The following is a 21956-nucleotide window of genomic DNA, read 5'->3' on the forward strand; positions in this document are numbered from 1 at the left end:
TTCATTGATATATAATATTTCATACTAATGTTTCAAAAAATGGAAAAAATATGTTTAAATAGATGTAATGAAGCATTCATTCATATTGAATTTATACTTATATTTTAAAAGGGTATCGGAAATAATAGCGATTTTCTAAAACAGTTTTTACTTTTAATAGGAAGTTGTATTACAATATGGTAAAATTATTTCAATATATTTATTTAATATGAAATACAAAGAAGGAGCGTGAAAAAAGTGGATTTTCGATTTGAATTTACAACGAAGCTGAAAGAATACTTAGACGATGAGAAGGATGAAAAAATAATAAAAGATGGACATAGAGATGTAATTTTTCACTATTTATATGCGTTAGAGACTGAAATTGGCGTTGTTAAAAATCCTAATTTTACTTTTTTTGCATCAGGAAGACGTTCACATATAGTGTTAGAAAACGTTGAATTTAAAACAGAAGTAAATGTAAAAAGTAATATAATTGAAATTACAAAAATAGTGGATAATGTAGTTATTCCGTTAGATACTATCGTAGCGAAGGATCGGGAATTATTTGCCCTTGGGCGTAATGAGAAGTTTAGTGTACAAATATTAGAGCAGTATCTCTTTGATACATTTGGAGATAAGTTAGGCTTATAATGAATAGAATGAGGTACGTATTTATAGGTAGTGAATTTTAGTTTGTATTACTTGCGTTTGACCTCTCATTTAATTTGTACTACAATTCGTAGTGTGAAAGGAGTCGTACGATGTTTACGCAAAACTATAGGTTAAATGAGCAAGGATTAAATCATTTCTTTGGACCGCTTGAAGCGAAGATTATGGAGATTGTTTGGTCTACTGAAGGTATTACTATTAAAGAAGTCCAGCAGAAATTAAGTGAAGAATCGCCTGTAAATTTTAATACTGTTATGACAGTTATGAACAGGTTAGTAGAGAAATTACACTTAGAAAAACAGACTGTGAAAAGAAGTGGCATATATCGTGCTATACAAACGAAAGAAGAATTCTTATCCAATCAAACGAAGAAAATGACACAGGAATTAGTGGGGGAATTTGGAGATTTAGTTATAACACATATGATAGATGAGTTAGAGCAGGCTGATCCGAATTTAATAAAAAAATTAGAAGACAAATTGAATCAGTTAAAAAAAGAGGATCGATGAAATGAAATGGCAAATGCGTAAAATCGTATTGTTAGCGCTCATTGTTAGTACCCTCTTTTTCAGCTTGTTATTGTATTATGTTACATATCCATTTCTCTTTCAAAATAAGGCATTCTTCCTTTCAAAGTTTTGCTTGTTTCAGTTAGAAAAACATATGAAAGAACTATCAATGGTTCGTATTATAATAGCGGGGTTATTATTAATTACTGTATTGATTGTGTGTAAAAGAATTTGGCGGCAATTTTTCTATAGTAAAAAAGTACAAAAAGTACTTATCCCATTTATTAGAAAAGGGAAACAAATATATATACTGCCGACTGCGGAAGTTGCAGCGTTTACAATTGGATTATTCCGTCCGAAAGTTGTCATGTCGGAAGGTTTGCTTCAGACGTTTTCAGATGAAGAGATTGATGCGATTATTTTCCATGAAGAATATCATCAAAATAATTGGGATCCGCTAAAATTATTTTGTTTTACGTTATTAGCAGAAGGAATGATGTACATCCCGATATTAAAAGAATTGTTACAACGATATCATACGTATCAAGAGTTAGCAGCAGATAAATATGCGATGCAAAAAATGGAATCTTCATTTGAGTTAGGTAGCGCGTTATTAAAATTAATTAAAATAAAGACAATGGAAAATCGATGTGTTACAGCTTCATTTGCAAAAACAGCAATAAATTTACGAATCGAGCAAGTGTTAAATGAAAAGGTTGCTAAGCTTACTATTCCGTTACATACGAACTCGGTATATGTAACAATAGGGTTATTCTGTGTGTCGATTGTACTTATTGTCGGAGAGTGCATATAGCCTCTTTTTTTAGGGTAAACACTACTCTATGTAGTGTGGATAGAGTGTTGTCATTTATATCATTATACTTTTTATCGCTATATATATCTTATTTATCATATATTACAGGTATTTTATTGTATACAAATCAAATGACGAAAATTACAGCATTCTTTATTCGTCTATTCGGTGGATTTACAGGTTTTTAAAAATGAGGAGGAAGGAAAGTGAAGAAACTAATTGCTATTATACTAGTAGGTGCTCTCGTTTGGGCGGGGGTTAACTTTTATAATTCAAAGAAAGAAGAAAAGGAAAGAAAAGCGAAACAAGCAGAGTTACAAGAGAAAGAAGTATTACCACAAGTAGGTTTTAAAGCACCTGGCATCACATTAAAAGGATTAGACGGAAAGTTGCAGTCGTTAAATGATGCCAAGGGAAAACCATATATTATTAATTTTTGGGCATCATGGTGTGGGCCGTGTGAAATGGAGGCACCTGACTTAGTTCATATGTATGATAAATATAAAAAGGATGTTGAAATTTTTGCGGTGAATGCAACTGTTAGTGACCCAGTACAAGAAGCAAGCGCATTTGCTAATCGCTATGGATTTGAGTTTCCGGTTCTACTAGATATGGACGGAGTAGCTGGACTAGATTATAAAGTATTCTCTTTACCGACGACATTTTTTGTTAATAAAGATGGAATTATAGTAGATCATGTACGAGGTGTATTACCACCAGATCAATTAGAAAAGAAATTTAAGAAATTGATTGAGAGCTAAAAGGGGATTTCGTGATGATGGAGTGGATCGTGAGATTACAACCCGTATCTCTTATAATTGGAAGTCTATTTGGATTTATGTTGATGAAACGAAAGATGAGGCATCAAAATGCATCATATGAAAAAATGATGGATGCCGTAACAAATGCATTTATTATCATCGTATTTGTATGGAAGTTTGCACCAGCAATTTTAAATCCTGTATGGGCTTTTAAATCGCCATTGCAAGCATTATTAGCTATAGGAAGTATGCAACATATTGTAGTAGGATGCGTAATTGCTAGTGTATACATTGTTTGGAAAAGTAAAAAGGAACAATTTTCGCTTCGCATTTTACTTGATGTACTCCCTTTTGGATTGTGTGTGTGCATTATCTTTTATTTTCTATTACATCATGAAGTAGGTGTACAAACGACACTACCATGGGGAATGAATATATACGAATCTAAATTTTTGTATCATCCTATTTTTGTATATGAGATTATCCTCAACCTTTGTATAATGGGTTTGTTATGGATGAAAAATGAAAGGCTCGGAAATGGAAAGAATATAAGTATTTTTCTAATTGTTGAGGGGTTTGCTCAAATTATTATTTCGCTTGTTAGTGAACAAAATTCGGTACAGTTTGGTCTATCAGCACAGCAAATAATGAGCTTTTGTATTATTAGTTTAGGGATTTTGTTGGTGCCGAAAAAATAAAAGATATCCATGTACAGAGAGTATCTGTGTATGGATATCTTTTATAAGCGTATTTCTTCATCATATGCTAAATCATTATATTGTAGAAACCTAAAAACCCCTTTATTAGGGGTTTTTAGGTTTCTACAGGTCTGCATGTGTTTCTTGTTTATCTGTATCCCATTTTGGAAGTTGTTTTGCTTGTTGATTTTCAGTGAAATTATTAAAGCCAAAAGCAAGTATGCATGTAAAGGTTAAAATAGCTAAACTAATCTTTTTCATTATCTTAGTGCCTCCTTAGTTAATAATTTTTGTTTTGCTTCGTAAGTTTTGAAAAAATATTTTTGAGATTTCTCTATTTTATTCACTTTATGAAATTCTACTGCTAATAATTCGTAATATTCTTGTGCATAATCGTATAATTCTTTACTGTTAAAATATGTGGTGCCTGCAATGATTGCGTTTTCTAAGTCGTCTAGAATACCAGTGTGTTGTGTTTTTAAGATAGTGAAATGGTGTTTATATTCTTGATTATTTAATTCATTACAAATTTCTAAGCCTTTTTGAACCCAATCGTTTGCAAGTTCTTTTTCATTTAAACTAAAATGTTCTTTGGCTTGTAGAAAATTGGCTTTTAGGTGTTTAGGTAATTTGTTTGTAACTATTGTAAGATGTCTAATAGCAAGGGTTGATAGATTTTGAGAAGAGTAGAGCCAACCTAAGTTATTTCGAACTTTTAAGATTAGTGTATCGTCTTTCAGCTTTTGTAAAATATTGATTGCTGAATTATAGTTCTCTTCGGCTTGTTCGAATTGTTTTAAATAAACAGAACATGAGCCTAAAATGTTTTCGCATAGAGCTATTTTAATTTCATAACGTGGATATTTTGAGAAAATCTCTTTCGCTTGATTTGCATAATTGATTGCTGTAAGTGGTTTGTTTGTATGGTGATTAAATATAGCAAATTTATATTTATATTCAGCTTCTTCTAGTTCACCTGGTACATGTTTTAAAAGGGATTCAGCTTTTTCGTATTCTTTTTTTGCTTCATCATAATTTCCAATAATGGTAGCATGTTCAGCTTTAAAAAAGTGATAATAATAAGTAATAAAGTCTTCAGTTATTGGATTGTCTAAACGAACAATTTGACTAAAAGTATCATACTTAATGTTTGTCCAATCGGTTAGGACCTTATATTTAAAGTTTAGTAGGGAGTAGTAAAGCGATAGATTTTGATCAGCTTCAATTTTATTAATCTGTTTCTCTATTTTTTCTTTTAATTGTTTCGCTTCAATTAATTGCTCCGCTACCATTACTTGATATAAAATGTTTAATTCGTTGACAATCTGTTCATGCCCTTTTAATAACACACTCATTATATATTCCCCCATCCGATAAAAGTATTCTAATTTAATTATTTCTATAATAGCAAAATAGAAGAAGTATAAGAGTAATTTTACCATATTTTTCAACGAAATTCTGAAAAAACAATTAATTTTTACGTGTTTCTTATTTTTATGTGAATATTACAAGTGCCTCTGGTAGTGGTGGGATGAATCTGACTCATGATACGTTAGCATCAATGGGAGGGATAGCTTCACTTGTAAATATGTTTTTAGGAGGATTGTTCGGATTGGGTCCAACTGTTAAGCTTTTAACAAAAATTTCACTTTCTTATTTAATAAAAACAGGATAATCCGCATTTTATAAGAATCATCCTGTTTTTATTGATATATTAAAAAATCGGCGGAGTAACAGAAAATAAGACTATCGCATTTTTCTCAAAATGATTCACCCATTTATGCTTTAAATAAGCAGGTATCTTTACACTGTCGCCAGTTTCTAATACGTATTCTTCCTCGTTTAAATATAATGTGATTTTCCCATCTAAGACAAATGCTAATTCTTCTCCTTTATGTTCTAGCACATTTTCTGATGAAGCTGTATTAGGCGGGACGGTCATAATTGCTGTTGCTAAATTTCCAGTGAAATCAGGTGAAAGCATTTCATATGATAAATTATCGATAATCATTTTCTTTCGTTTATGGGAACGTACAATTAAATCGTCTGTATTTGTATCTTCAAGTAAAAAGCTAAATGTTGGCACATCAAGAGCTTTAGCAAGCACTTTTAATGTTTGAATAGAAGGGTTAGCGGACCCACGCTCAATTTGACTTAACATAGATGGTGTAATATCGGCCATCTTTGCTAGTTCTTTACTAGTTAAACCTTTTTCTTTTCTTTGTTTTTCAATTTTTTTACCAATATCTATATTTTCCATAATGAAAATCTCCTTAAGAGTTATTAAATTATATTTAAATAAATTAAATTAAAATTAACTAAAGTTAACGATTTGTGTTAAACTATATTAAAATTAATTTAATTATAATTTATTATATGGTGAGCTACAAGGATATAAGGAGGAAACAAAATGAAAGAAATAGGGGCATTACAAGCAGAATACCCATTAGTGAATAAACTTATTGCAACAGAAGAAGTATTTTGGATAAATCCAAACATAGAAAAGTATGAAAGGGCAATAAAAGATTCACCACTTAATGAAGAGAATGTAAAAGATGCGGAAGAGAGATTAAAGCGTTTTGCACCATATATTGCGAAAGTTTTTCCTGAAACGAAAGGGACGAATGGCATAATCGAATCACCTTTAGTGAAAATATCTTCTATGAAAGAAGCTTTAGAGACAAATTACAAGCAACCTATTTTAGGAGAATTATTATTAAAATGTGATAGTCATCTTCCGATATCAGGATCAATTAAAGCTAGGGGCGGCATTTATGAAGTGTTGAAACATGCTGAACAACTAGCATTGCAGCATGGTATGTTAACAGAAGAAGATGATTATTCCATTTTAGATAGTGATACATGTAGAGAGTTTTTTGCCAAATATTCATTTGCGGTCGGTTCAACAGGAAATTTAGGCCTAAGCATTGGGATTATGAGTGCGAAACTAGGTTTTAACGTAACGGTTCATATGTCAGCAGATGCGAAACAATGGAAAAAAGATTTATTAAGAAGTAAAGGTGTAAACGTTATTGAGTATGAAGCTGATTATAGTAAAGCAGTAGAAGAGGGGCGTCAGCAAGCAGATGCCGATCCTAGCTGTTATTTTGTAGATGATGAAAACTCCCATGATTTATTTTTAGGATACGGAGTAGCAGCATCGCGATTACAAAAGCAATTAGAAGAGTTAGAGATTGTAGTAGATGAAAATCATCCTTTATTCGTTTACCTTCCGTGCGGAGTAGGAGGCGGACCTGGCGGCGTCGCATTTGGTTTAAAGTTATTGTATAAAGACAACGTGCACTGCTTCTTTGCGGAGCCTACGCACTCTCCATGTATGTTACTCGGTTTAATGACAGGACTTCATGATAAAATTGCTGTTCAAGATATCGGGATTGATAATGTAACAGACGCGGACGGACTAGCGGTAGGAAGACCGTCTGGATTTGTCGGTAAAACGATGGAACCATTTTTGAGTGGGAATTACACAGTAAGCGATGAAGAGTTATATAGATTGTTAAAAGAACTAGCTGACACGGAGAATATTTATTTAGAGCCTTCTGCACTAGCAGGTATGATTGGGCCAGTGAAAGTATGTAAAGAAGATGAGTATTTACAAAAGCAACAGTTAACAGAGAAGTTGAAAAAAGGTACTCATATTGTGTGGGGAACGGGTGGAAGTATGGTTCCTAAAGATGTAATGAATGAATATTATAGGAAAGGTTTGGAATTAACGATATAAGAAAAATGAGGCTAGTTGTAGCCTCATTTTTTCATGTACATAAAAATCTTTGTTATTTTCACAATAGTTCTTTATAGTATATATAAAGGATAACTAATATTGAATAAATACAACAAAAAAGCTTTATTTTACATAATAAGAGGATGTGTATACGATGTCATTACAGACTAAATATATAGCGGGTATTTCGCTTGGGGTTATGGGTGTCGGCTTTGCGGCTTCTATCCCTTTTCAAGGAACGGTAGCAGGAGAGATTATACAAGGGGGATTTGAAGCTGGGTTAGTTGGCGGGCTTGCAGATTGGTTCGCGGTTACTGCTTTATTCCGTCATCCGATGGGAATGCCAATTCCGCATACAGCTTTGTTACCTAAAAACCGTAAACGGGTAACGAAAGGGCTCATCAATACGTTAGAAAATGAATGGCTGACGAAAGAAAGTATTACGAATAAAGTAAAAGAGATGCAGTTAGCACAAATGATACTGCAAATTGCTGAGAGAGAAATGCAGTCTGATGCTGTGAAAAAAGGCATTGTAACGATTGCTGAGAAGGCGATTGTTTCAATCGATACAGAAAAATTAGCGGTTATTATTGAAAAAGAATTAAAGACGTATTTACATACAATTAATACAAATAACATTTTACAAGTGCTTGTTGATCAATTAGTTGTGCAAGAATATGATGAAAAGACACTTGATTACATATTAGTGAAGGTAAAAGATTGGACAGCGCAAGATGAAGCTCGTTACCAGCTCGGTAGCTTAGGTATGAAGGCGATGGAAAATATAAAAGTAGATGGATTCTTGCAGTTTACTTTGAAATCATTTATGAATATTGTAGATGAAGATAAAATTGGCGGCATTTTGCAGAAGTTTATCATTAGTAATATTAACAGCTTACAAGAGGTTGATAATAGCACGAGACAACTTATATTAGCGAAAATTCGGCAAGAAATTATAAATGTAAAAGAAAATGAAGCGTTACTACAAGAATTAGAAAATTGGAAAGAAAAATGGATTGCCAATTGGGATGCTACTGACAAAATAAAAGAGATGCTGGAGCAAGTACAACAAAGAGCAGTTGCTTTTGTAAATAATGAAGAATTTGCTGATAAATATGTTATTCCATTTTTACAAAAACAAATGAATAAAATAAAAGAAGATGAACAGACAGTTCAAAAAATAGAAGATTGGTTACAAAAACAAGTTGTAAGTCTTGTTGAGAAGAACCATTCGAAAATTGGTAAGCTTGTACAAGAAAACCTTGATAAGTTAGATGATAAGACGTTAATCGAAATGATTGAAAATAACGTCGGTAAAGATTTACAGTGGATCCGAGTGAACGGGGCGGTTTGCGGATTTATGATTGGATTAGTGTTAGAAGGAATTAAAGCGATTATATGAGAAAAACCTTCCGCAATTGCGGAAGGTTTTTTATTTTTCGAGAACACTCATATTCAAATTATAAGCTTTCTCAATATTTAACTTGTACGTCCCATTTCCAGTTTTAATCGAATTTTTATACCAATGTTCTTGGTTGTTTAATTCTGGATGTTCTTCTGAAGAAGTATTTTCGTTTTTCGTTAAATCTTCTACTTGTTCCCAAGGTGTACTTCCATGGGTTTCTTTTTGATTCGTTACTGCTGTTAAAGATACATCACTTTCTTTTGCAAGATGGACAGACACTCTTGAGCTTTCCTGTACAAACCAATTATTTTGTAATTGACCTGGATAAAGAGATAGTTCGTTATTTGAAGCACGGATTTCCACATTTTTATTTTGCGGAAGAACAAGCGTTGGTTTCACCTGTGGTGCTGAATTAAATAATGTATGCTGAACAGGTAAAGATTTTAAAGTGATATACATCGTTTCTCCAGCCGTTTGAACTGAAAGGAAATCATCTCGTTTTAAATTGAGTTTTTCATTTGCTTTCGTTGTCATTTCATAAGTTCCCAAAAGATGAATTTGATTTGTATTATTTCCCTCTATCGTTAGAGGCTGATGTCCTGCATCTACTACGATTTTTTTGATAGATTCAGGTATATCAAATTGTCCGTCTGGAATATTACTCGTTTGCCTCGTTGTGTTAATAGAATGACGAACTTCTTCTAGTAATCCAGTTGATAATAAACAGTAAAAAGCAATTCCGACACTTCCTAAAACGCCGATAAAGAAAATACTAAAAATATCATATTTAATAAAAGATTGCTCTTTTTTAGAGAATAGAAGGTATAGTAAAACTTCAGCTCCAAGTATGATGAGTAAAACTGGCCACCATGCAGTTAGTGTATCTAATACTTGAATTCCTTTTACGACTGAAAAAAGTAAAAAGCATCCTAACGATATAATAGAAAGCCCCATTGAGAATGTTCCAACACGCCATGTTCTCATTCTTTTGTACCACCTTTGTTTTCTTTATTTCCAAGTAACAATTTAAAGCCGCCGCCAATTAAGAGAAGTGCAACGATAGATGTTTGGAAATAGCGATAATATAGTTCACTAAGATGAATATTAAATATAGTTACAAAATAATCATTCAAAATAGGAAGGACAGTTTGATTTAATAAATAATAACCACCGAGTGTAATTAATCCGATACCGATCCATCTTTGATGATTTATAAAATAATCGATAATGGGTTCGTCTTGAACTCGTTCTTTTCCGTATTTTGCTGTTTGCTGTAACGCATCAAAAAAGCTATAGAACCAAATGATTGGTACTAAAAATAAAAACGCAGAAAGTCTTAATAAGTCGAGTAAATAAATAGATAGTAAGAAGGCCGCCATAAGCTGAAGACCACGGCGTTGTAAGCCTAAATACATATGACCTGCTCCAGGGAACATCGCTAAAATAGAAGCAAATGTTTTACTTTTCTTTCCCTGCTCGCGGTGCTCTTCAAAATCTTCGAAAATAGTACGGTCAATTAATTGCTCGCCACGTTCTTTTTTCTGTAGTTGCTGAACAACGTCAAAGAAATTATAAATCCATAAAACAGGTAACGTAATAAGGAAGATAAGAAAACTTTCTTGCGATGTTAAAAGTGCAACGAAAATGATCATACTTCCGATTCCTGTGCAAGCTACTAAAAATGTAAGTCCGCGTTGCATAAGTCCTAATTGGAAATGGCCAAGTCCAGGGATGATGGATAAGAGAATGATATAAAATCGTTCGCTCTCTTTAGAGGAATTTATCACTTCTCCAGCTTCTTGCTTTTTCGTTTGGTTTATAATGGTGATAACTAAATCTAGTAAGTTAATTACCCATAGAACAGCTAGTAAAAATAGAGAAAGAAAAGCAATATCACGTTCTCTTACTACTATGGTACAAAATACTGCAAAGGAGAATAGAAATAGTGATCCCCCGCTATATAAAATAAACCGTCCTAGCTTTTTTAAGTATAAATGTCCAAGCCCAGGAATTAGCCCTAATACAAGTGCTAAAAAGGGATTTTTATTCATGCTTTGAACCTCCGTCCTTTTTCGATGTGTCTACCGATTTGTTTACAATTTGTTGTGAAATAGAAGACTCGTTATGTTTTGAAGATTTCTCTAAATTTGATGTCGCTGTAAAAATATACTGAAATAAACCACTTACCATAAAAATAATTGTAGCCGCAGTCGCAATTATGTAATGAATGATCGTGCGCTTTAGTGAGGTTGTTTTTATATTTTCATTAGACTGTAGTGTTTCAAAATTAATTTGCGTCATAACTTCGTTCGTAAATGAATCATCATTTATCATTGGAAGGTTTTCATGTTGTTCATCAATACTTTCCATATAAAGTGCTAAACAATGATCACATTCATAAAGATGTTCTTCCATAGATTTACGTTTATTACTTTCTATAAAATCTAATGTATAATTGCGCCAATCTTCTTTTGAATAATGCATCATAGAAACTCTTCCTCCTTCCAATGTTTTTTAATCCATTTTCGTGCTCGATACAGTTTCATTTCGACTGTTTTTACTTCGATGTTTTCCTGTAAAGCAATTTCTTGATAGCTCTTTTCTTCTAAGTAATGTGCGAGAACAACGTCACGGTAATTTTCGGGAAGTTCTCGCAGTTTTTGAGCAATGAGTAATTTTTGCTCTTTCGTCAATAATAAAGCCTCAATATTATGAGAGGACTGTATATTTTCCTCAGCTTCTTTACATAAGGAGAGTTCTTCACTTTCTCTAGCTTTCTTTCTCTTATAATCAATAGCGTGATTGGTGGCAATACGTGCCATCCACGTTTTTAATCCGCGAAATTGATAATTTGGGAGAGAGGTGTGAATTTTTACGAATACTTCTTGTGTAACATCTTTCGAATCTTCTTCATGTCTTAAAATAGAAAAGATAACTTGAAAAATATAATGACGATATGTTTGTACAAGGATACGAAAAGCATGCTCGCTTCCTTGCTGTGCTTTTTCAATTAATTGTTTTTCCTCAATCGGTCTCTCCCTCCTTTTTGACGCATTCTATTATATAGACGTAAAGAATGATAAGTCACCCTACACATTTTGTAAAAAAAGAATAATATATTTTTTGCGGGAGAGCTAGATGAAAAAAGGTGTGAAAAAATGGTAAAGAGAAGTATATAATGAGCAAGTAGGAAATGTTACACGGAGAAAGGATGTGAATGTTAGTAGGGAAAGGTCCATACTAACAAACATGAAAATTAAAATATTAATAGCAGATGATAACTCTTTTATTAGAGAAGGCATGAAAATTATTTTAAATACATACGAAGAGTTTGAAGTAGTAGATACTGTAAATGATGGGGAAGAAGCTGTAGCGTATTGTAAAAAGCATGAAGTTGATATTGCTCTTTTAGATGTTCGTATGCCAAATATGAACGGTGTAGAGGCGACGAAGTTCATTTGTGAAGAGACGAAAACAAAACCGCTTATTTTAACGACGTTTGATGATGATGAATATATTTTGGATGCAGTAAAAAATGGAGCGAAAGGTTATTTATTAAAAAATAACGATCCGGAGCGTATTCGTGATGCGATAAAAGGGGTTTATAACGGTCAAACTGTTATGCAAGATGTTATTCTCGATAAAATTAAGTCTAATTTAATGGAAAGTAAAGAGGAAGAATGTAAAATTGATAAGAGCCTTTTCACAGAAAGGGAGCTTAGTATTATCGCATTAATTGCAAAAGGTTTCTCAAATAAAGAAATTTCGAAACAGCTTTTTATATCTGAGGGAACAATTGCAAATTATATTACGTCAGTTTTAGGGAAAACTGGACTTGAACATCGCACACAAATTGCGATTTATTACTTAACAGGGAAAGTAGATTAATGATATGGAATTTTGGTTAACTGTAAGTAAATTAATTGTCTTTTTATATATTGTGTTTAGTTATATTTACGCAAATGTAGCAAATTTACCGTGGGTTATATTTACTTTACTTATTTACCTCTCTGTAAACGTAATGATTTCTATATTTAAAAAAGATACGTATAAAAAAATATTAATCTGTATATCCATTGGCGTAGTTATGTTATTTACATGGAGGGTTCATCCATTTTTTATTTTGTTTTTACCTTTGAACTTATACGAAATTACATTCTATTACATAGAAAAGAATTGGCCACGCTTTGTCGTTATGATGCTCCCAATTACAATTGCAGATGAAAGTATTCGAATGACTTATGGATTGATTGTTGCATTTTCTTTTCTCGTTTTAACAATTGCAGATCGATATATATCGCGTGTAGTAAAGCTTGAATCGCAAAATGATAAGATGCGAAAAGATATGCAACGACTTACGAAAAGCTTACATGAAAATAAAGAGTACATAAGACAATCTGAATACACATTTAAGCTAGAAGAGAGAAATCGGTTATCACAAGAAATTCATGATAAAATTGGTCACTCAATGACGGGTGCACTAATTCAAATGGAAGCAGCAAAGAGGTTAATGGAAATAGATAAAGAAAAATCTGCGGAGTTATTACAAAATGCAATTCACATTTCAAAAGATGGAATTGAAAGTATTCGCATTACATTGAAAAATATGAAGCCACCAACTGAGCAAATTGGCATTCATCGTATGAAATTATTCATAGAGGAATTTGCCGGTAAGAATGATGTGAATATTCCTTTCGTTTATAAAGGGAACTTAGATATGATTTCTCCGATACAGTGGAAAATTATTGGTGAAAATGTTATGGAGGCATTAACGAACGCGATGAAGTATGCTGATGCAACAGTCATCTCAATTGATATTCATGTACTTAACAAGATGGTGAAAGTACAAGTGAAGGATAACGGAAAAGGTGCGGTTCTCGTTAAGAAAGGTCTCGGGATTATGGGGATGGAGGAGCGAACAGCGTCAGTAAACGGAAAAATTATTGTAGATGGAACAAGTGGTTTTGCAGTAACAATGTTGTTGCCGATATGAGGATGAATCATCTCATATGAAAAAAGTGAATAATCTCATGTGAAAAGAATGAACTTCTGCACTGAGCAGGTTCATTCTTTTTGTTTATACTAAAAGCAGAGAAACCGAAATAGGGGTGAAATGATGAATACATTAGAAATTAAAAATTTAACGAAAAAATTTGGTGATTTCATCGCAGTTGATAATATGTCTTTATCTATTAAAGAAGGAGAAATATTTGGCTTTTTAGGATCGAATGGTGCTGGTAAGAGTACAACGATTAATATGATTGCTGGTTTGTTAAGAAGTAATGAAGGCGAAATTAGCATACTAGGAAAAAATATAAAGAAACATAACCGATTTGCGAAGATGAATATCGGTATCGTTCCGCAAGATATTGCGATTTATGAAGAGTTAACTGCCTATGAAAATGTGAAATTCTTTGCTGGGTTGTACGGATTAAGAGGAGTTGAGCTAAAAGCGAGAGTGGAGGAAGCACTGCAATTTGTGGGGCTTAGCGATAAACATAAAAGTTATCCGAAAAACTTTTCTGGCGGGATGAAACGAAGATTGAATATTGCTTGTGCAATTGCACATAGACCGAAGTTAATTATTATGGATGAACCGACAGTTGGAATTGATCCGCAGTCAAGAAACTATATTCTTCAGTCTGTCCGGAAGTTAAATGAAATGGGAAGCACTATTATTTACACGAGCCACTACATGGAAGAAGTAGAAGAGATTTGTACGAAAATCGCAATTGTCGACCACGGTAAAGTGATTGCAGAAGGTACGAAAGAACAGTTAAAAGCGATTATTACAGATACGAAAGATATTTGGATTGAAGTGAAGTCAGTAGAAAATTTAGATGTAGAAAAGTTAAAAGAGATAAACGGTGTGAAAGCTGTTCAAATTGAAGAGAACGTAATCAAGGTAAACTCGGATGCAGGATTAAATAATTTAAATCAAATTATTCAGCATTTCATTAATCATGACATTGAAATTCGTTCGTTAGAGGAGCAGGCTCCAAACTTAGAAACAGTATTTCTTACGTTAACCGGAAGAAACTTACGAGATAAATAAAAGGTAAATGAAGAAAAGGTAAAGGGAGGTTCATCAATTGAACATCTTCAATATTGCAATTATGCATATTAAAAGAGATTTCAGAGACATAAGAACTTTAGTTTTTATGTTAGCATTTCCGATTGTACTTATGCTTGTGTTAGGAACAGCGTTAACCAACGCATTTAATAGTGATAGTCATTCGATTAAAGATATACAAGTGCTATATAAAGATGAAGCGAGTAGCACGTTTTCTCAATCATTTGCAGCATTTACGAAAGAAGTGGATAAATCAGGTATTCATTTTAAAAAAGCTTCCGGCAGTATAGATGGGAAAGAAGAAGTGAAGAAAAATAAATATGCTGCTTATGTAGAGTTAAATAAAGATGGTGCAAAATTTTACGGAAGTGACAAAAGTAGTATTGATGGGAGTATTGTGGAAGGAATGCTTACAACATTTGTTGATAAGTACAATGTAGCGGTCGAAGTTGCAAAAGTAGATCCTACTAAGGTGAGCACAGTTATTTCAAACGGAAACCATAATGATTATATAAAAGAAACATCTTTACAAGCTGCGAAAAAACCAGGTTCTATGGATTACTACGCGGTTGTAATGACAACGATGATTGCACTGTATGCTGCGATGGGAGCGAGTTCTTTAATTCGAGGAGAACGAATACGTAAAACAGGAGATCGTCTCATTGCTGCACCTATAAGTAAAGCTGAAATATTCATTGGAAAAGTACTTGGTAGCCTAGTAGCAAATGCCCTGTGCATATTACTCGTCATGTTATTTAGTAAATTTGTTTTTCAAGCGAATTGGGGCGACCATCTTGGAATCATATTTCTTATTTTATTAACACAAGTCTTTCTAGCAATTAGCTTCGGTTTAGGAATCGGATATATCACGAAAACAGCTGAAGCGTCCAGGGCAATTATTATGGTTGTTGTGCAATTAGCTTCTATTTTTGGAGGTGCATATTTCGTAGTAGAAGAAAATTTCGTTACGAATTTATCGCCATTAACTTGGGCAAATACAGCTGTTATGAAAATTATTTATGCAAATGATGTAGGGGCAGCACTACCAGTCATTTCTTTAAACATTGGAATTTCAGCACTCTTTTTATTAATTGCAATTATTGCATTACGTAGACGGGAGGGGCTATAGTATGAAGGATATTTTATGGCTCATACAAAAAACGTTATCTGTGCTTTTGAAAAATAAAAAAAGTTTACTCATTATAATTAGCTTGCCGATAATAGGGACGCTCATTTCCTTCTCGATATACGGAAATGCAGGGCAAGGAACGTTAAATATCGGGATTGTAAATAAAGAAAATGAGCCGATAGCAAATGATACGATAAAGTTTTTAGAAGGATTAAATCATGTGAATGTGAGTAAGGTTAAGGAGTCTCAAATAGAAGATAAACTCACTTCCAAAAAACTTGATGGAGTTATTACATTAGATTCTGGTTTTTCAAAAAGTGTTCGAGAAGGGAAACCAGAGCATATTGAAATTTCATCGATTAAAGGTGATCAAGTAACAGGATTTATAAAATCATATTTATATAATTATATTGATAATATAGCAGCTATTAGTAAAGTAGCCGGAACAGATCAAAGCACATTCGACAATATGTACGCAGGATATCAAAAAAGTTCATTTAAAATGAAAACTGAGACGCTAGAAGATACTTCGAAAAATAAAGATATGACAAATCAAACGATGGGTTACCTTATTATGTTTATGCTGTTTTCAGCAGCGAACTTATCAGGTCATATTTTAAAAGAAAAAGAGAATAGAACGTACTTTAGACTATTATCAACGCCGATAGATGGGAAGAAGTTTATATTATCTAATGTCGGAGTAAATATGATAATACTAACAGTACAAATTTTGATTACAATCCTATTCCTAACGAATGTTTTTCATACGAATATCAATATGCCTTTCATAGTGATGATGGGCGTACTAATGCTATTTGCATTAATCGCAATTGGAATATCATTAGTCCTTGTAGCTTTTTCGAAAAACTCAGCATCGGCAAATGCGATGCAAAATATGATCATTGTACCAACATGCTTACTTGCTGGATGTTATTTCCCATATGACATTATGCCAAGTGCAGTACAAAAAGTAGCTAATTTTCTTCCGCAGCGCTGGTTGTTAGATACGATATCAAAACTACAGCAGGGAATACCATTCTCAGAGTTGTATTTAAACATTTTAATTTTATTCGCTTTCGCAATTGCATTCTTCTTAATTGCTATTTATAAGTTTGGAAGAAATAATGACGCGAGAAATTTTGTTTAATGTGAAAAGGTGTGGCTTAATGCCATACCTTTTTTGTTTGAAACTTAGAGTATCTTTTGTAGTATAGGAATGCTTTTGTAGAGCACTTCGTTATGTGAAGCATGCAAAACATATTTATTTCCCTCTAGAAGAAAAACGCTATGTAGAACAGCGTTACCGTCACCATGTTTTGTAAGTAAATCACCGACGACTTTGCCGTCTGTCCATTTCAGTTTGGAATGTGAAGGGACGACTTGTAAAGATTGAGTTGTTTCCTCTCCATCTCCGGCAATGAGTGTCGTTTCAATATTTCTTTTTTGTATAATAAATCTATTTGTATTTAATATATCGAGGAAAGGGTTTTTCATTTTCATCTTACTATAAGGAAGAAATGTAATAGAAGAGTCGGATTTTATAAATAAATAATTTCCGTAATCTTTACAAGGAATAACATCTTGTAATCCTGGAAAGTAAATGTGTATCGCCTCAACTTTATTCATTTTATGTAAGATGCTTAAGTAACAAATATATTGTTCCATATAAAAATGAACGATATTTATTTTAGAAGAGGCATGGATAGGGAGACTGCCTCCAGTCCAATAACTATAATTTGGTGGAGATCCAGCGTTTGGTGTGCAGAGTATTATAAGTTGATTCACATCATTTTTATATTCGTCACTTTGAACGTAAGAACGTCCAAGAAGGCCGCCCATACTATGACAAATTAAATTTAGTTTATCGCAACCTGTAATCTTTTTAGCATAAGCAATCGTTTGTAATAAATATTTTTGTGTAGAAAGAACAATACGCTGCCGCCAGTCATAAAAACAGATGAACAAGTCTTTATTTCGTTCGTACCCCATACTTTCTAGCATCATGATGAATGGTTCGTAAACAAATGCAGAAAGTCCAAAACTCCAATTACCAGTGCCGGGAATAATAATATTGCTCATTGAACCGAAAAGACCTGGGATAAAAACAATAGGAGTTTTTCCTTTTCTCATATTCGTATCTCCTTTAACTGTTCAGTATCAATAAAAATAAGAAATACATTTCGTATGAAAACATATTTAAATGAAACACTACGAAATAGTAAGGAATATGATTGGAAGGAAACCAAAATGATAAAAAAAATATTAAGAGTTACTTCTATTATTATTGCTATTTTCGTTTTTATTTTAATTTGTATGCATATCGATGTTACCTTAGGTAGGAAAATGGAAGCTGGAAAAAACATGCCGACAGAGTATGCGCCTCATTATAGTGATTTTCAATTATATGTAGAAGGGAAATCATTATATGAGCAGCTATTTGAAGATATTAAAAAAGCGAAAAGCTCCATCTACACTTATTTCTTCATTTTGTCGGATGATAAAAGTAGTCATACTTTTTTAAACTTATTAAAAGAGAAGGCAAAAGAAGGAGTAAACGTCTATTTATCAGTTGATCGCATTAATGATTTATCATTTGAAAGAAAGATGATAAATGAATTACGGGAAAGTGGTGTGCATTTTACATATAGTAGAAAACCTGCATTGCCATTCGGATTTTATTCATTTCACCATCGTAATCATCGCCGTATTACGACGATTGATGGGGAGATTGGCTATACAGGCGGATTTAATATAGGAGATGAGTACTTAGGGAAAGATAAGCGATTTGGATATTGGCGTGATTATCATGTACGGCTTAAAGGAGAAGGAGCAAAAGATTTAGAACAGCAATTCGCTTTAGATTGGAAACGAGATACGAAAGAAGAGATAAAGAGGAGTACGAATAAAGCTAGTAAAGGGAATACATTACATACTATGACTAGTTACAATGGGCATTACGTTGCTGAAAAATATATAGAGCTCATAAAACAAGCTCAGCACTCCATTGTAATTGCAACGCCGTATTTTATAGCAAAAAATAAAGAGTCCATGAATGCTTTAATCGCAGCACAAAAGCGTGGTGTTACAGTAAAAATACTTTGGTCATATAAACCAGATCTACCTCTTATAAAAGAAGCGGCGTATCCATACATACGTCAAGCTGTTAATAATGGGATTACTGTATATGGGTATAAAAAAGGAATGTTCCATGGCAAATTAATGCTTATTGATAATGAATTAACCGTTATTGGTACAACAAACTTTACTTCGCGTAGCTTCAATATAAATGATGAAATGAATTTTTATATTTATGGTGGTCCTATTGTAGGACAAGTTAATAAGGCGTTAACAGAGGATTTTCATGATTCGAAAGAAATGACGAAAGAGTTTTTTGAAAAGTTATCTTTTTGGGAGCGTTGTAAGGAGAAAGTGGCGGGATTGGTTGAGTTCTATTTGTGATGATGGATTAGGAAAGGGTGCCTACAAAAGGCACCCTTTTTGGTGGGAAATCATTATTTTTCATGCACCAGCATCGTAACATCATCATTAATCAACGTCCCCACATGTTCACCTAAACATATTTTTTTCATCACTCCAGGCTCATCAAAGTTAAAGACATGTGCTGGTAAATTGTAGTCCCGGGCAAGCAGTAATGCCGCTTGATCCATGACTTGTATATTTTGTCTAACGACATCATTATAGTTTAGTTTGCTGTACATTTTTGCTGATTTGTTATGCTTTGGATCACTTGTAAAAACACCGTCGACACCTTGTTTTGCGACTAATATGGCATCACTATTCATTTCGATGGCTCTTTGTACACTTGGATAATCTGTTGTCACGAACGGTTGCCCGTTTCCGCCTCCGAAGATAACGATATAGCCGTTATCTAAATGGTGGACTGCACGTAAGCGAATGTATGGTTCAGCTACTGCATTAAATGGAATGGACGTCATAACGCGTACTTCTCTATTTGTTTTACTTGTTAAAACACCGCGAAGCATTAAGCTGTTAATGATTGTACCTAGTGTACCGATATTATCAGCTTCTACGCGATCAATTCCCCACTCTTCAGCTAGATGCCCCCTAAAAATGTTACCGCCACCGATGACGATGGATACTTCGATACCTAAATCAACAATGGATAAAATTTCGTTTGCGATATGTTCTAATCGTTTGGAGTTAAAGCTATTTCCAGTTTGATCGGCAAGTGCACCGCCGCTTAATTTAATTAAGACACGTTTATATGGCCTCATAACAATTCCCCCTATATAGATCGCAATAAAAAAGGAACAAAGGCGAATGCCTTTGTTCCTTTTTAAGAAAATGAAAAAGAAAAGAAGAAGATAGGACGAATTGCTTTGTATAGTTTTTCATAACATCCACTCCTTTTCATTTTGATTTGTTTTAAGTATATATCTTTTTGATTATACGAAACAATCTGATTACTTATCAAGTTTATTTTATCGTTTTTTAACAAAATGGTGTCAATGAAAAAAAGAAGAAAAATATTTGAATTTTTTGTGACGAACTTGTAGGTTTTTGTATGATTTTGTAGGTTCGCTTATAAGATGTGTGAGTAGCTTTTATAAATTCAAATTGAAAGCGTTCGCATGAAGGGGATGAACATAAATGAAAAAATTCGGATTGGCAACACAAATTTTTGTCGCGCTTGTTTTAGGGATTGTAGTAGGGGCAGTCTTTTATGGCAATAAAACGGCGATTTCTTATATCACACCAATTGGGGATATATTTATTCACTTAATTAAGATGATTGTAGTACCAATTGTTATTTCAGCATTAATTGTTGCAGTAGCTGGTGTAGGAGATATGAAGAAGCTTGGGAAACTGGGTGGTAAGACAATTCTTTATTTCGAAATTATTACGACGATTGCTATTTTAATGGGATTACTTGCAGCGAATATATTCCAACCAGGTACTGGTGTTGATATGAGTAATTTACAGCAAAGTGATATTTCTTCTTATAAACAAACTGCAGATGCAACAGAGAAGAAAGGTTTTGCTGAGACAATTGTTCACATTGTACCGAAAAACGTATTTGAATCGATTGCACAAGGTGACCTATTACCGATTATATTCTTCTCAGTATTATTCGGCTTAGGAGTTGCGGCAATTGGGGAAAAAGGAAAGCCTGTCTTTAACTTTTTTGAAGGCGTACTCGAAGCCATGTTTTGGGTTACAAATCAAGTTATGAAATTTGCACCATTTGGTGTATTCGCATTAATTGCCGTTACGGTTGCAAAATTTGGTGTAGCAACACTACTTCCGCTAGGAAAACTAGTGCTAGCTGTATACGTAACTGTTATACTATTCGTTGTGATTGTATTAGGTATTAATGCACGAATGGTTGGAGTAAACATTTTTACATTAATAAAAATTTTAAAAGAAGAATTGATTCTTTCATTTACGACAGCAAGTTCAGAAGCTGTTTTACCTAATATAATGAGAAAAATGGAAGAGTTCGGTTGTCCAAAGGCAGTTGCCTCTTTCGTAATTCCGACAGGTTATACATTTAACTTGACTGGATCGGCTATTTATCAAGCGTTAGCGGCATTGTTTGTTGCACAAATGTACGGTGTGCACATGTCACTAACGGAGCAAATAACGTTATTATTCGTTCTCATGTTAACATCCAAAGGTATGGCGGGAGTTCCAGGTGCATCGTTCGTTGTTGTATTAGCAACGTTAGGTTCAATGGGGTTACCACTAGAAGGTATCGCATTAATTGCGGGAATTGACCGCATTTTAGATATGATTCGCTCATCTGTCAATGTATTAGGAAATGCATTAGCGGCCATTGTTATGTCGAAGTGGGAAGGCGAATTCGATAATGAGAAAGCAAAACAATATGTAGAAACAGTCAAAGAAACAAAAGCAGCATAAGAAATCGTTAAGGAGTGAATAATCATGGCAACATTAACTGAAGTTAAAAATGGTGTTCGAATTGAAAAAGATTTTTTAGGTGAAAAAGAAGTACCAAACTATGCATACTACGGCGTACAAACAATGCGTGCAGTTGAAAACTTCCCAATTACAGGATACAAAATCCATGAAGGTTTAATTAAAGCGTTCGCAGTTGTAAAAAAAGCTGCAGCGCTTGCGAATACAGATGTAGGAAGATTGGAATTAAACAAGGGCGGTGCGATCGCAGAA

The 21956-nt window shown here is 33.4% G+C and carries 25 protein-coding genes and 1 pseudogene; 17 read left to right on the forward strand and 9 right to left on the reverse strand.

The features are described from left to right. The first annotated feature begins 237 nt into the window (after positions 1 to 237). From HFD78_RS04535 to HFD78_RS04560, 6 genes are all read left to right on the forward strand, one after another. On the forward strand, positions 238 to 633 hold the full coding sequence (locus HFD78_RS04535; protein ID WP_000347526.1) for a DUF3942 family protein: 396 nt from the start codon (positions 238 to 240) through the stop codon (positions 631 to 633). Between the two features lie 110 nt (positions 634 to 743). After that, positions 744 to 1160: a BlaI/MecI/CopY family transcriptional regulator gene (locus HFD78_RS04540; protein ID WP_098005300.1), complete on the forward strand. Its 417-nt coding sequence runs from the start codon at positions 744 to 746 to the stop codon at positions 1158 to 1160. Position 1161: 1 nt separating this feature from the next. After that, positions 1162 to 1974 carry a M56 family metallopeptidase gene (locus HFD78_RS04545; protein ID WP_061139452.1) on the forward strand — a complete coding sequence of 271 codons (813 nt, stop codon included), beginning with the start codon at positions 1162 to 1164 and terminating at the stop codon, positions 1972 to 1974. A gap of 47 nt (positions 1975 to 2021) precedes the next feature. Continuing rightward, positions 2022 to 2162: a hypothetical protein gene (locus HFD78_RS04550; RefSeq protein ID WP_015382254.1), complete on the forward strand. Its 141-nt coding sequence runs from the start codon at positions 2022 to 2024 to the stop codon at positions 2160 to 2162. Positions 2163 to 2180: 18 nt separating this feature from the next. Then, positions 2181 to 2735: a TlpA family protein disulfide reductase gene (locus HFD78_RS04555; protein ID WP_000733185.1), complete on the forward strand. Its 555-nt coding sequence runs from the start codon at positions 2181 to 2183 to the stop codon at positions 2733 to 2735. Between the two features lie 17 nt (positions 2736 to 2752). Then, positions 2753 to 3433 (forward strand): prolipoprotein diacylglyceryl transferase family protein, encoded by a 681-nt coding sequence (locus HFD78_RS04560; RefSeq protein WP_033667336.1) that lies wholly within the window; start codon positions 2753 to 2755, stop codon positions 3431 to 3433. Between the two features lie 123 nt (positions 3434 to 3556). Here the strand turns inward: HFD78_RS04560 and HFD78_RS04565 are convergent, their stop codons facing one another. After that, positions 3557 to 3694: a hypothetical protein gene (locus HFD78_RS04565; RefSeq protein WP_000724010.1), complete on the reverse strand. Its 138-nt coding sequence runs from the start codon at positions 3692 to 3694 to the stop codon at positions 3557 to 3559. Continuing rightward, the gene (locus HFD78_RS04570; protein WP_000114846.1) at positions 3694 to 4788 is read right to left on the reverse strand and encodes a response regulator aspartate phosphatase; all 1095 of its coding nucleotides are present in this window, start codon (positions 4786 to 4788) and stop codon (positions 3694 to 3696) included. The genes HFD78_RS04565 and HFD78_RS04570 overlap by 1 nt, the downstream gene beginning before the upstream one ends. A 143-nt stretch (positions 4789 to 4931) precedes the next feature. Here HFD78_RS04570 and HFD78_RS04575 point away from each other — a divergent pair, with 143 nt between their 5' ends. Then, positions 4932 to 5108, forward strand: coding sequence for an ATPase (locus HFD78_RS04575; RefSeq protein ID WP_069604915.1), 177 nt, complete (start codon positions 4932 to 4934; stop codon positions 5106 to 5108). Positions 5109 to 5147: 39 nt separating this feature from the next. Here HFD78_RS04575 and HFD78_RS04580 read toward each other — a convergent pair whose 3' ends face one another. Next, the gene (locus HFD78_RS04580) at positions 5148 to 5693 is read right to left on the reverse strand and encodes a helix-turn-helix domain-containing protein (RefSeq protein ID WP_000427637.1); all 546 of its coding nucleotides are present in this window, start codon (positions 5691 to 5693) and stop codon (positions 5148 to 5150) included. A 150-nt stretch (positions 5694 to 5843) separates the two neighbouring features. Here HFD78_RS04580 and HFD78_RS04585 point away from each other — a divergent pair, with 150 nt between their 5' ends. Next, positions 5844 to 7175 (forward strand): D-serine ammonia-lyase, encoded by a 1332-nt coding sequence (locus HFD78_RS04585; RefSeq protein WP_098005304.1) that lies wholly within the window; start codon positions 5844 to 5846, stop codon positions 7173 to 7175. A gap of 154 nt (positions 7176 to 7329) precedes the next feature. Further along, positions 7330 to 8577: a DUF445 domain-containing protein gene (locus HFD78_RS04590; RefSeq protein ID WP_098005306.1), complete on the forward strand. Its 1248-nt coding sequence runs from the start codon at positions 7330 to 7332 to the stop codon at positions 8575 to 8577. Positions 8578 to 8607: 30 nt separating this feature from the next. On the opposite strand, the gene exsE is transcribed toward HFD78_RS04590, so the two are convergent. The 4 genes from exsE to HFD78_RS04610 are packed head-to-tail and all read right to left on the reverse strand — an operon-like array spanning position 8608 to position 11609. Then, positions 8608 to 9564, reverse strand: coding sequence for an exosporium protein ExsE (exsE, locus tag HFD78_RS04595; RefSeq protein ID WP_001261427.1), 957 nt, complete (start codon positions 9562 to 9564; stop codon positions 8608 to 8610). After that, positions 9561 to 10631 (reverse strand): hypothetical protein, encoded by a 1071-nt coding sequence (locus tag HFD78_RS04600; RefSeq protein WP_065704410.1) that lies wholly within the window; start codon positions 10629 to 10631, stop codon positions 9561 to 9563. The genes exsE and HFD78_RS04600 overlap by 4 nt, the downstream gene beginning before the upstream one ends. Further along, on the reverse strand, positions 10624 to 11067 hold the full coding sequence (locus HFD78_RS04605; protein WP_191968055.1) for a hypothetical protein: 444 nt from the start codon (positions 11065 to 11067) through the stop codon (positions 10624 to 10626). Before HFD78_RS04605 ends, HFD78_RS04600 begins: the two co-directional genes overlap by 8 nt. Then, positions 11064 to 11609: an RNA polymerase sigma factor gene (locus tag HFD78_RS04610; RefSeq protein ID WP_306302920.1), complete on the reverse strand. Its 546-nt coding sequence runs from the start codon at positions 11607 to 11609 to the stop codon at positions 11064 to 11066. Before HFD78_RS04610 ends, HFD78_RS04605 begins: the two co-directional genes overlap by 4 nt. A gap of 220 nt (positions 11610 to 11829) precedes the next feature. Here HFD78_RS04610 and HFD78_RS04615 point away from each other — a divergent pair, with 220 nt between their 5' ends. From HFD78_RS04615 to HFD78_RS04635, 5 genes are all read left to right on the forward strand, one after another. Further along, positions 11830 to 12468 (forward strand): response regulator transcription factor, encoded by a 639-nt coding sequence (locus HFD78_RS04615; RefSeq protein WP_000694092.1) that lies wholly within the window; start codon positions 11830 to 11832, stop codon positions 12466 to 12468. 4 nt (positions 12469 to 12472) lie between these two features. Continuing rightward, a complete protein-coding gene (locus HFD78_RS04620; protein WP_098005310.1) occupies positions 12473 to 13573 on the forward strand; it encodes a sensor histidine kinase in 1101 nt (366 codons plus the stop codon). A gap of 123 nt (positions 13574 to 13696) precedes the next feature. Beyond that, positions 13697 to 14635 (forward strand): ABC transporter ATP-binding protein, encoded by a 939-nt coding sequence (locus tag HFD78_RS04625; RefSeq protein WP_001093830.1) that lies wholly within the window; start codon positions 13697 to 13699, stop codon positions 14633 to 14635. Positions 14636 to 14672: 37 nt separating this feature from the next. Then, on the forward strand, positions 14673 to 15782 hold the full coding sequence (locus tag HFD78_RS04630) for an ABC transporter permease (protein ID WP_098005312.1): 1110 nt from the start codon (positions 14673 to 14675) through the stop codon (positions 15780 to 15782). Between the two features lies 1 nt (position 15783). Continuing rightward, positions 15784 to 16929 carry an ABC transporter permease gene (locus HFD78_RS04635; protein ID WP_058839107.1) on the forward strand — a complete coding sequence of 382 codons (1146 nt, stop codon included), beginning with the start codon at positions 15784 to 15786 and terminating at the stop codon, positions 16927 to 16929. Between the two features lie 44 nt (positions 16930 to 16973). Here the strand turns inward: HFD78_RS04635 and HFD78_RS04640 are convergent, their stop codons facing one another. Next, on the reverse strand, positions 16974 to 17912 hold the full coding sequence (locus HFD78_RS04640; RefSeq protein ID WP_098005314.1) for an esterase/lipase family protein: 939 nt from the start codon (positions 17910 to 17912) through the stop codon (positions 16974 to 16976). Positions 17913 to 18029: 117 nt separating this feature from the next. Between HFD78_RS04640 and cls the strand changes: the two genes are divergently transcribed. After that, positions 18030 to 19241, forward strand: coding sequence for a cardiolipin synthase (gene cls, locus HFD78_RS04645; protein ID WP_000591912.1), 1212 nt, complete (start codon positions 18030 to 18032; stop codon positions 19239 to 19241). A gap of 53 nt (positions 19242 to 19294) precedes the next feature. On the opposite strand, the gene pyrH is transcribed toward cls, so the two are convergent. Continuing rightward, positions 19295 to 20038 carry a UMP kinase gene (gene pyrH / locus HFD78_RS04650; RefSeq protein ID WP_001248059.1) on the reverse strand — a complete coding sequence of 248 codons (744 nt, stop codon included), beginning with the start codon at positions 20036 to 20038 and terminating at the stop codon, positions 19295 to 19297. Between the two features lie 376 nt (positions 20039 to 20414). Between pyrH and HFD78_RS04655 the strand changes: the two genes are divergently transcribed. Continuing rightward, positions 20415 to 21686, forward strand: coding sequence for a cation:dicarboxylate symporter family transporter (locus HFD78_RS04655; protein ID WP_000713291.1), 1272 nt, complete (start codon positions 20415 to 20417; stop codon positions 21684 to 21686). A 24-nt stretch (positions 21687 to 21710) separates the two neighbouring features. Beyond that, positions 21711 to 21956: pseudogene (locus HFD78_RS04660) on the forward strand (lyase family protein); the annotation flags it as partial.

This window comes from Bacillus sp. EKM501B (assembly GCF_011800505.1).
Lineage (GTDB): Bacteria > Bacillota > Bacilli > Bacillales > Bacillaceae_G > Bacillus_A > Bacillus_A cereus.

What these genes read in the sequence shown, in the direction of transcription:
- HFD78_RS04655 (WP_000713291.1), top strand. Translation starts at nt 20,415, where the DNA reads ATGAAAAAATTCGGATTGGCAACACAAATTTTTGTCGCGCTTGTTTTA.
- HFD78_RS04640 (WP_098005314.1), bottom strand. Translation starts at nt 17,912, where the DNA reads ATGAGAAAAGGAAAAACTCCTATTGTTTTTATCCCAGGTCTTTTCGGT.
- HFD78_RS04565 (WP_000724010.1), bottom strand. Translation starts at nt 3,694, where the DNA reads ATGAAAAAGATTAGTTTAGCTATTTTAACCTTTACATGCATACTTGCT.
- HFD78_RS04590 (WP_098005306.1), top strand. Translation starts at nt 7,330, where the DNA reads ATGTCATTACAGACTAAATATATAGCGGGTATTTCGCTTGGGGTTATG.
- HFD78_RS04570 (WP_000114846.1), bottom strand. Translation starts at nt 4,788, where the DNA reads ATGAGTGTGTTATTAAAAGGGCATGAACAGATTGTCAACGAATTAAAC.
- HFD78_RS04635 (WP_058839107.1), top strand. Translation starts at nt 15,784, where the DNA reads ATGAAGGATATTTTATGGCTCATACAAAAAACGTTATCTGTGCTTTTG.
- HFD78_RS04605 (WP_191968055.1), bottom strand. Translation starts at nt 11,067, where the DNA reads ATGATGCATTATTCAAAAGAAGATTGGCGCAATTATACATTAGATTTT.
- HFD78_RS04580 (WP_000427637.1), bottom strand. Translation starts at nt 5,693, where the DNA reads ATGGAAAATATAGATATTGGTAAAAAAATTGAAAAACAAAGAAAAGAA.
- HFD78_RS04600 (WP_065704410.1), bottom strand. Translation starts at nt 10,631, where the DNA reads ATGAATAAAAATCCCTTTTTAGCACTTGTATTAGGGCTAATTCCTGGG.
- HFD78_RS04585 (WP_098005304.1), top strand. Translation starts at nt 5,844, where the DNA reads ATGAAAGAAATAGGGGCATTACAAGCAGAATACCCATTAGTGAATAAA.
- exsE (WP_001261427.1), bottom strand. Translation starts at nt 9,564, where the DNA reads ATGAGAACATGGCGTGTTGGAACATTCTCAATGGGGCTTTCTATTATA.
- pyrH (WP_001248059.1), bottom strand. Translation starts at nt 20,038, where the DNA reads ATGAGGCCATATAAACGTGTCTTAATTAAATTAAGCGGCGGTGCACTT.
- cls (WP_000591912.1), top strand. Translation starts at nt 18,030, where the DNA reads ATGATAAAAAAAATATTAAGAGTTACTTCTATTATTATTGCTATTTTC.
- HFD78_RS04620 (WP_098005310.1), top strand. Translation starts at nt 12,473, where the DNA reads ATGGAATTTTGGTTAACTGTAAGTAAATTAATTGTCTTTTTATATATT.
- HFD78_RS04545 (WP_061139452.1), top strand. Translation starts at nt 1,162, where the DNA reads ATGAAATGGCAAATGCGTAAAATCGTATTGTTAGCGCTCATTGTTAGT.
- HFD78_RS04615 (WP_000694092.1), top strand. Translation starts at nt 11,830, where the DNA reads ATGAAAATTAAAATATTAATAGCAGATGATAACTCTTTTATTAGAGAA.
- HFD78_RS04560 (WP_033667336.1), top strand. Translation starts at nt 2,753, where the DNA reads ATGGAGTGGATCGTGAGATTACAACCCGTATCTCTTATAATTGGAAGT.
- HFD78_RS04540 (WP_098005300.1), top strand. Translation starts at nt 744, where the DNA reads ATGTTTACGCAAAACTATAGGTTAAATGAGCAAGGATTAAATCATTTC.
- HFD78_RS04625 (WP_001093830.1), top strand. Translation starts at nt 13,697, where the DNA reads ATGAATACATTAGAAATTAAAAATTTAACGAAAAAATTTGGTGATTTC.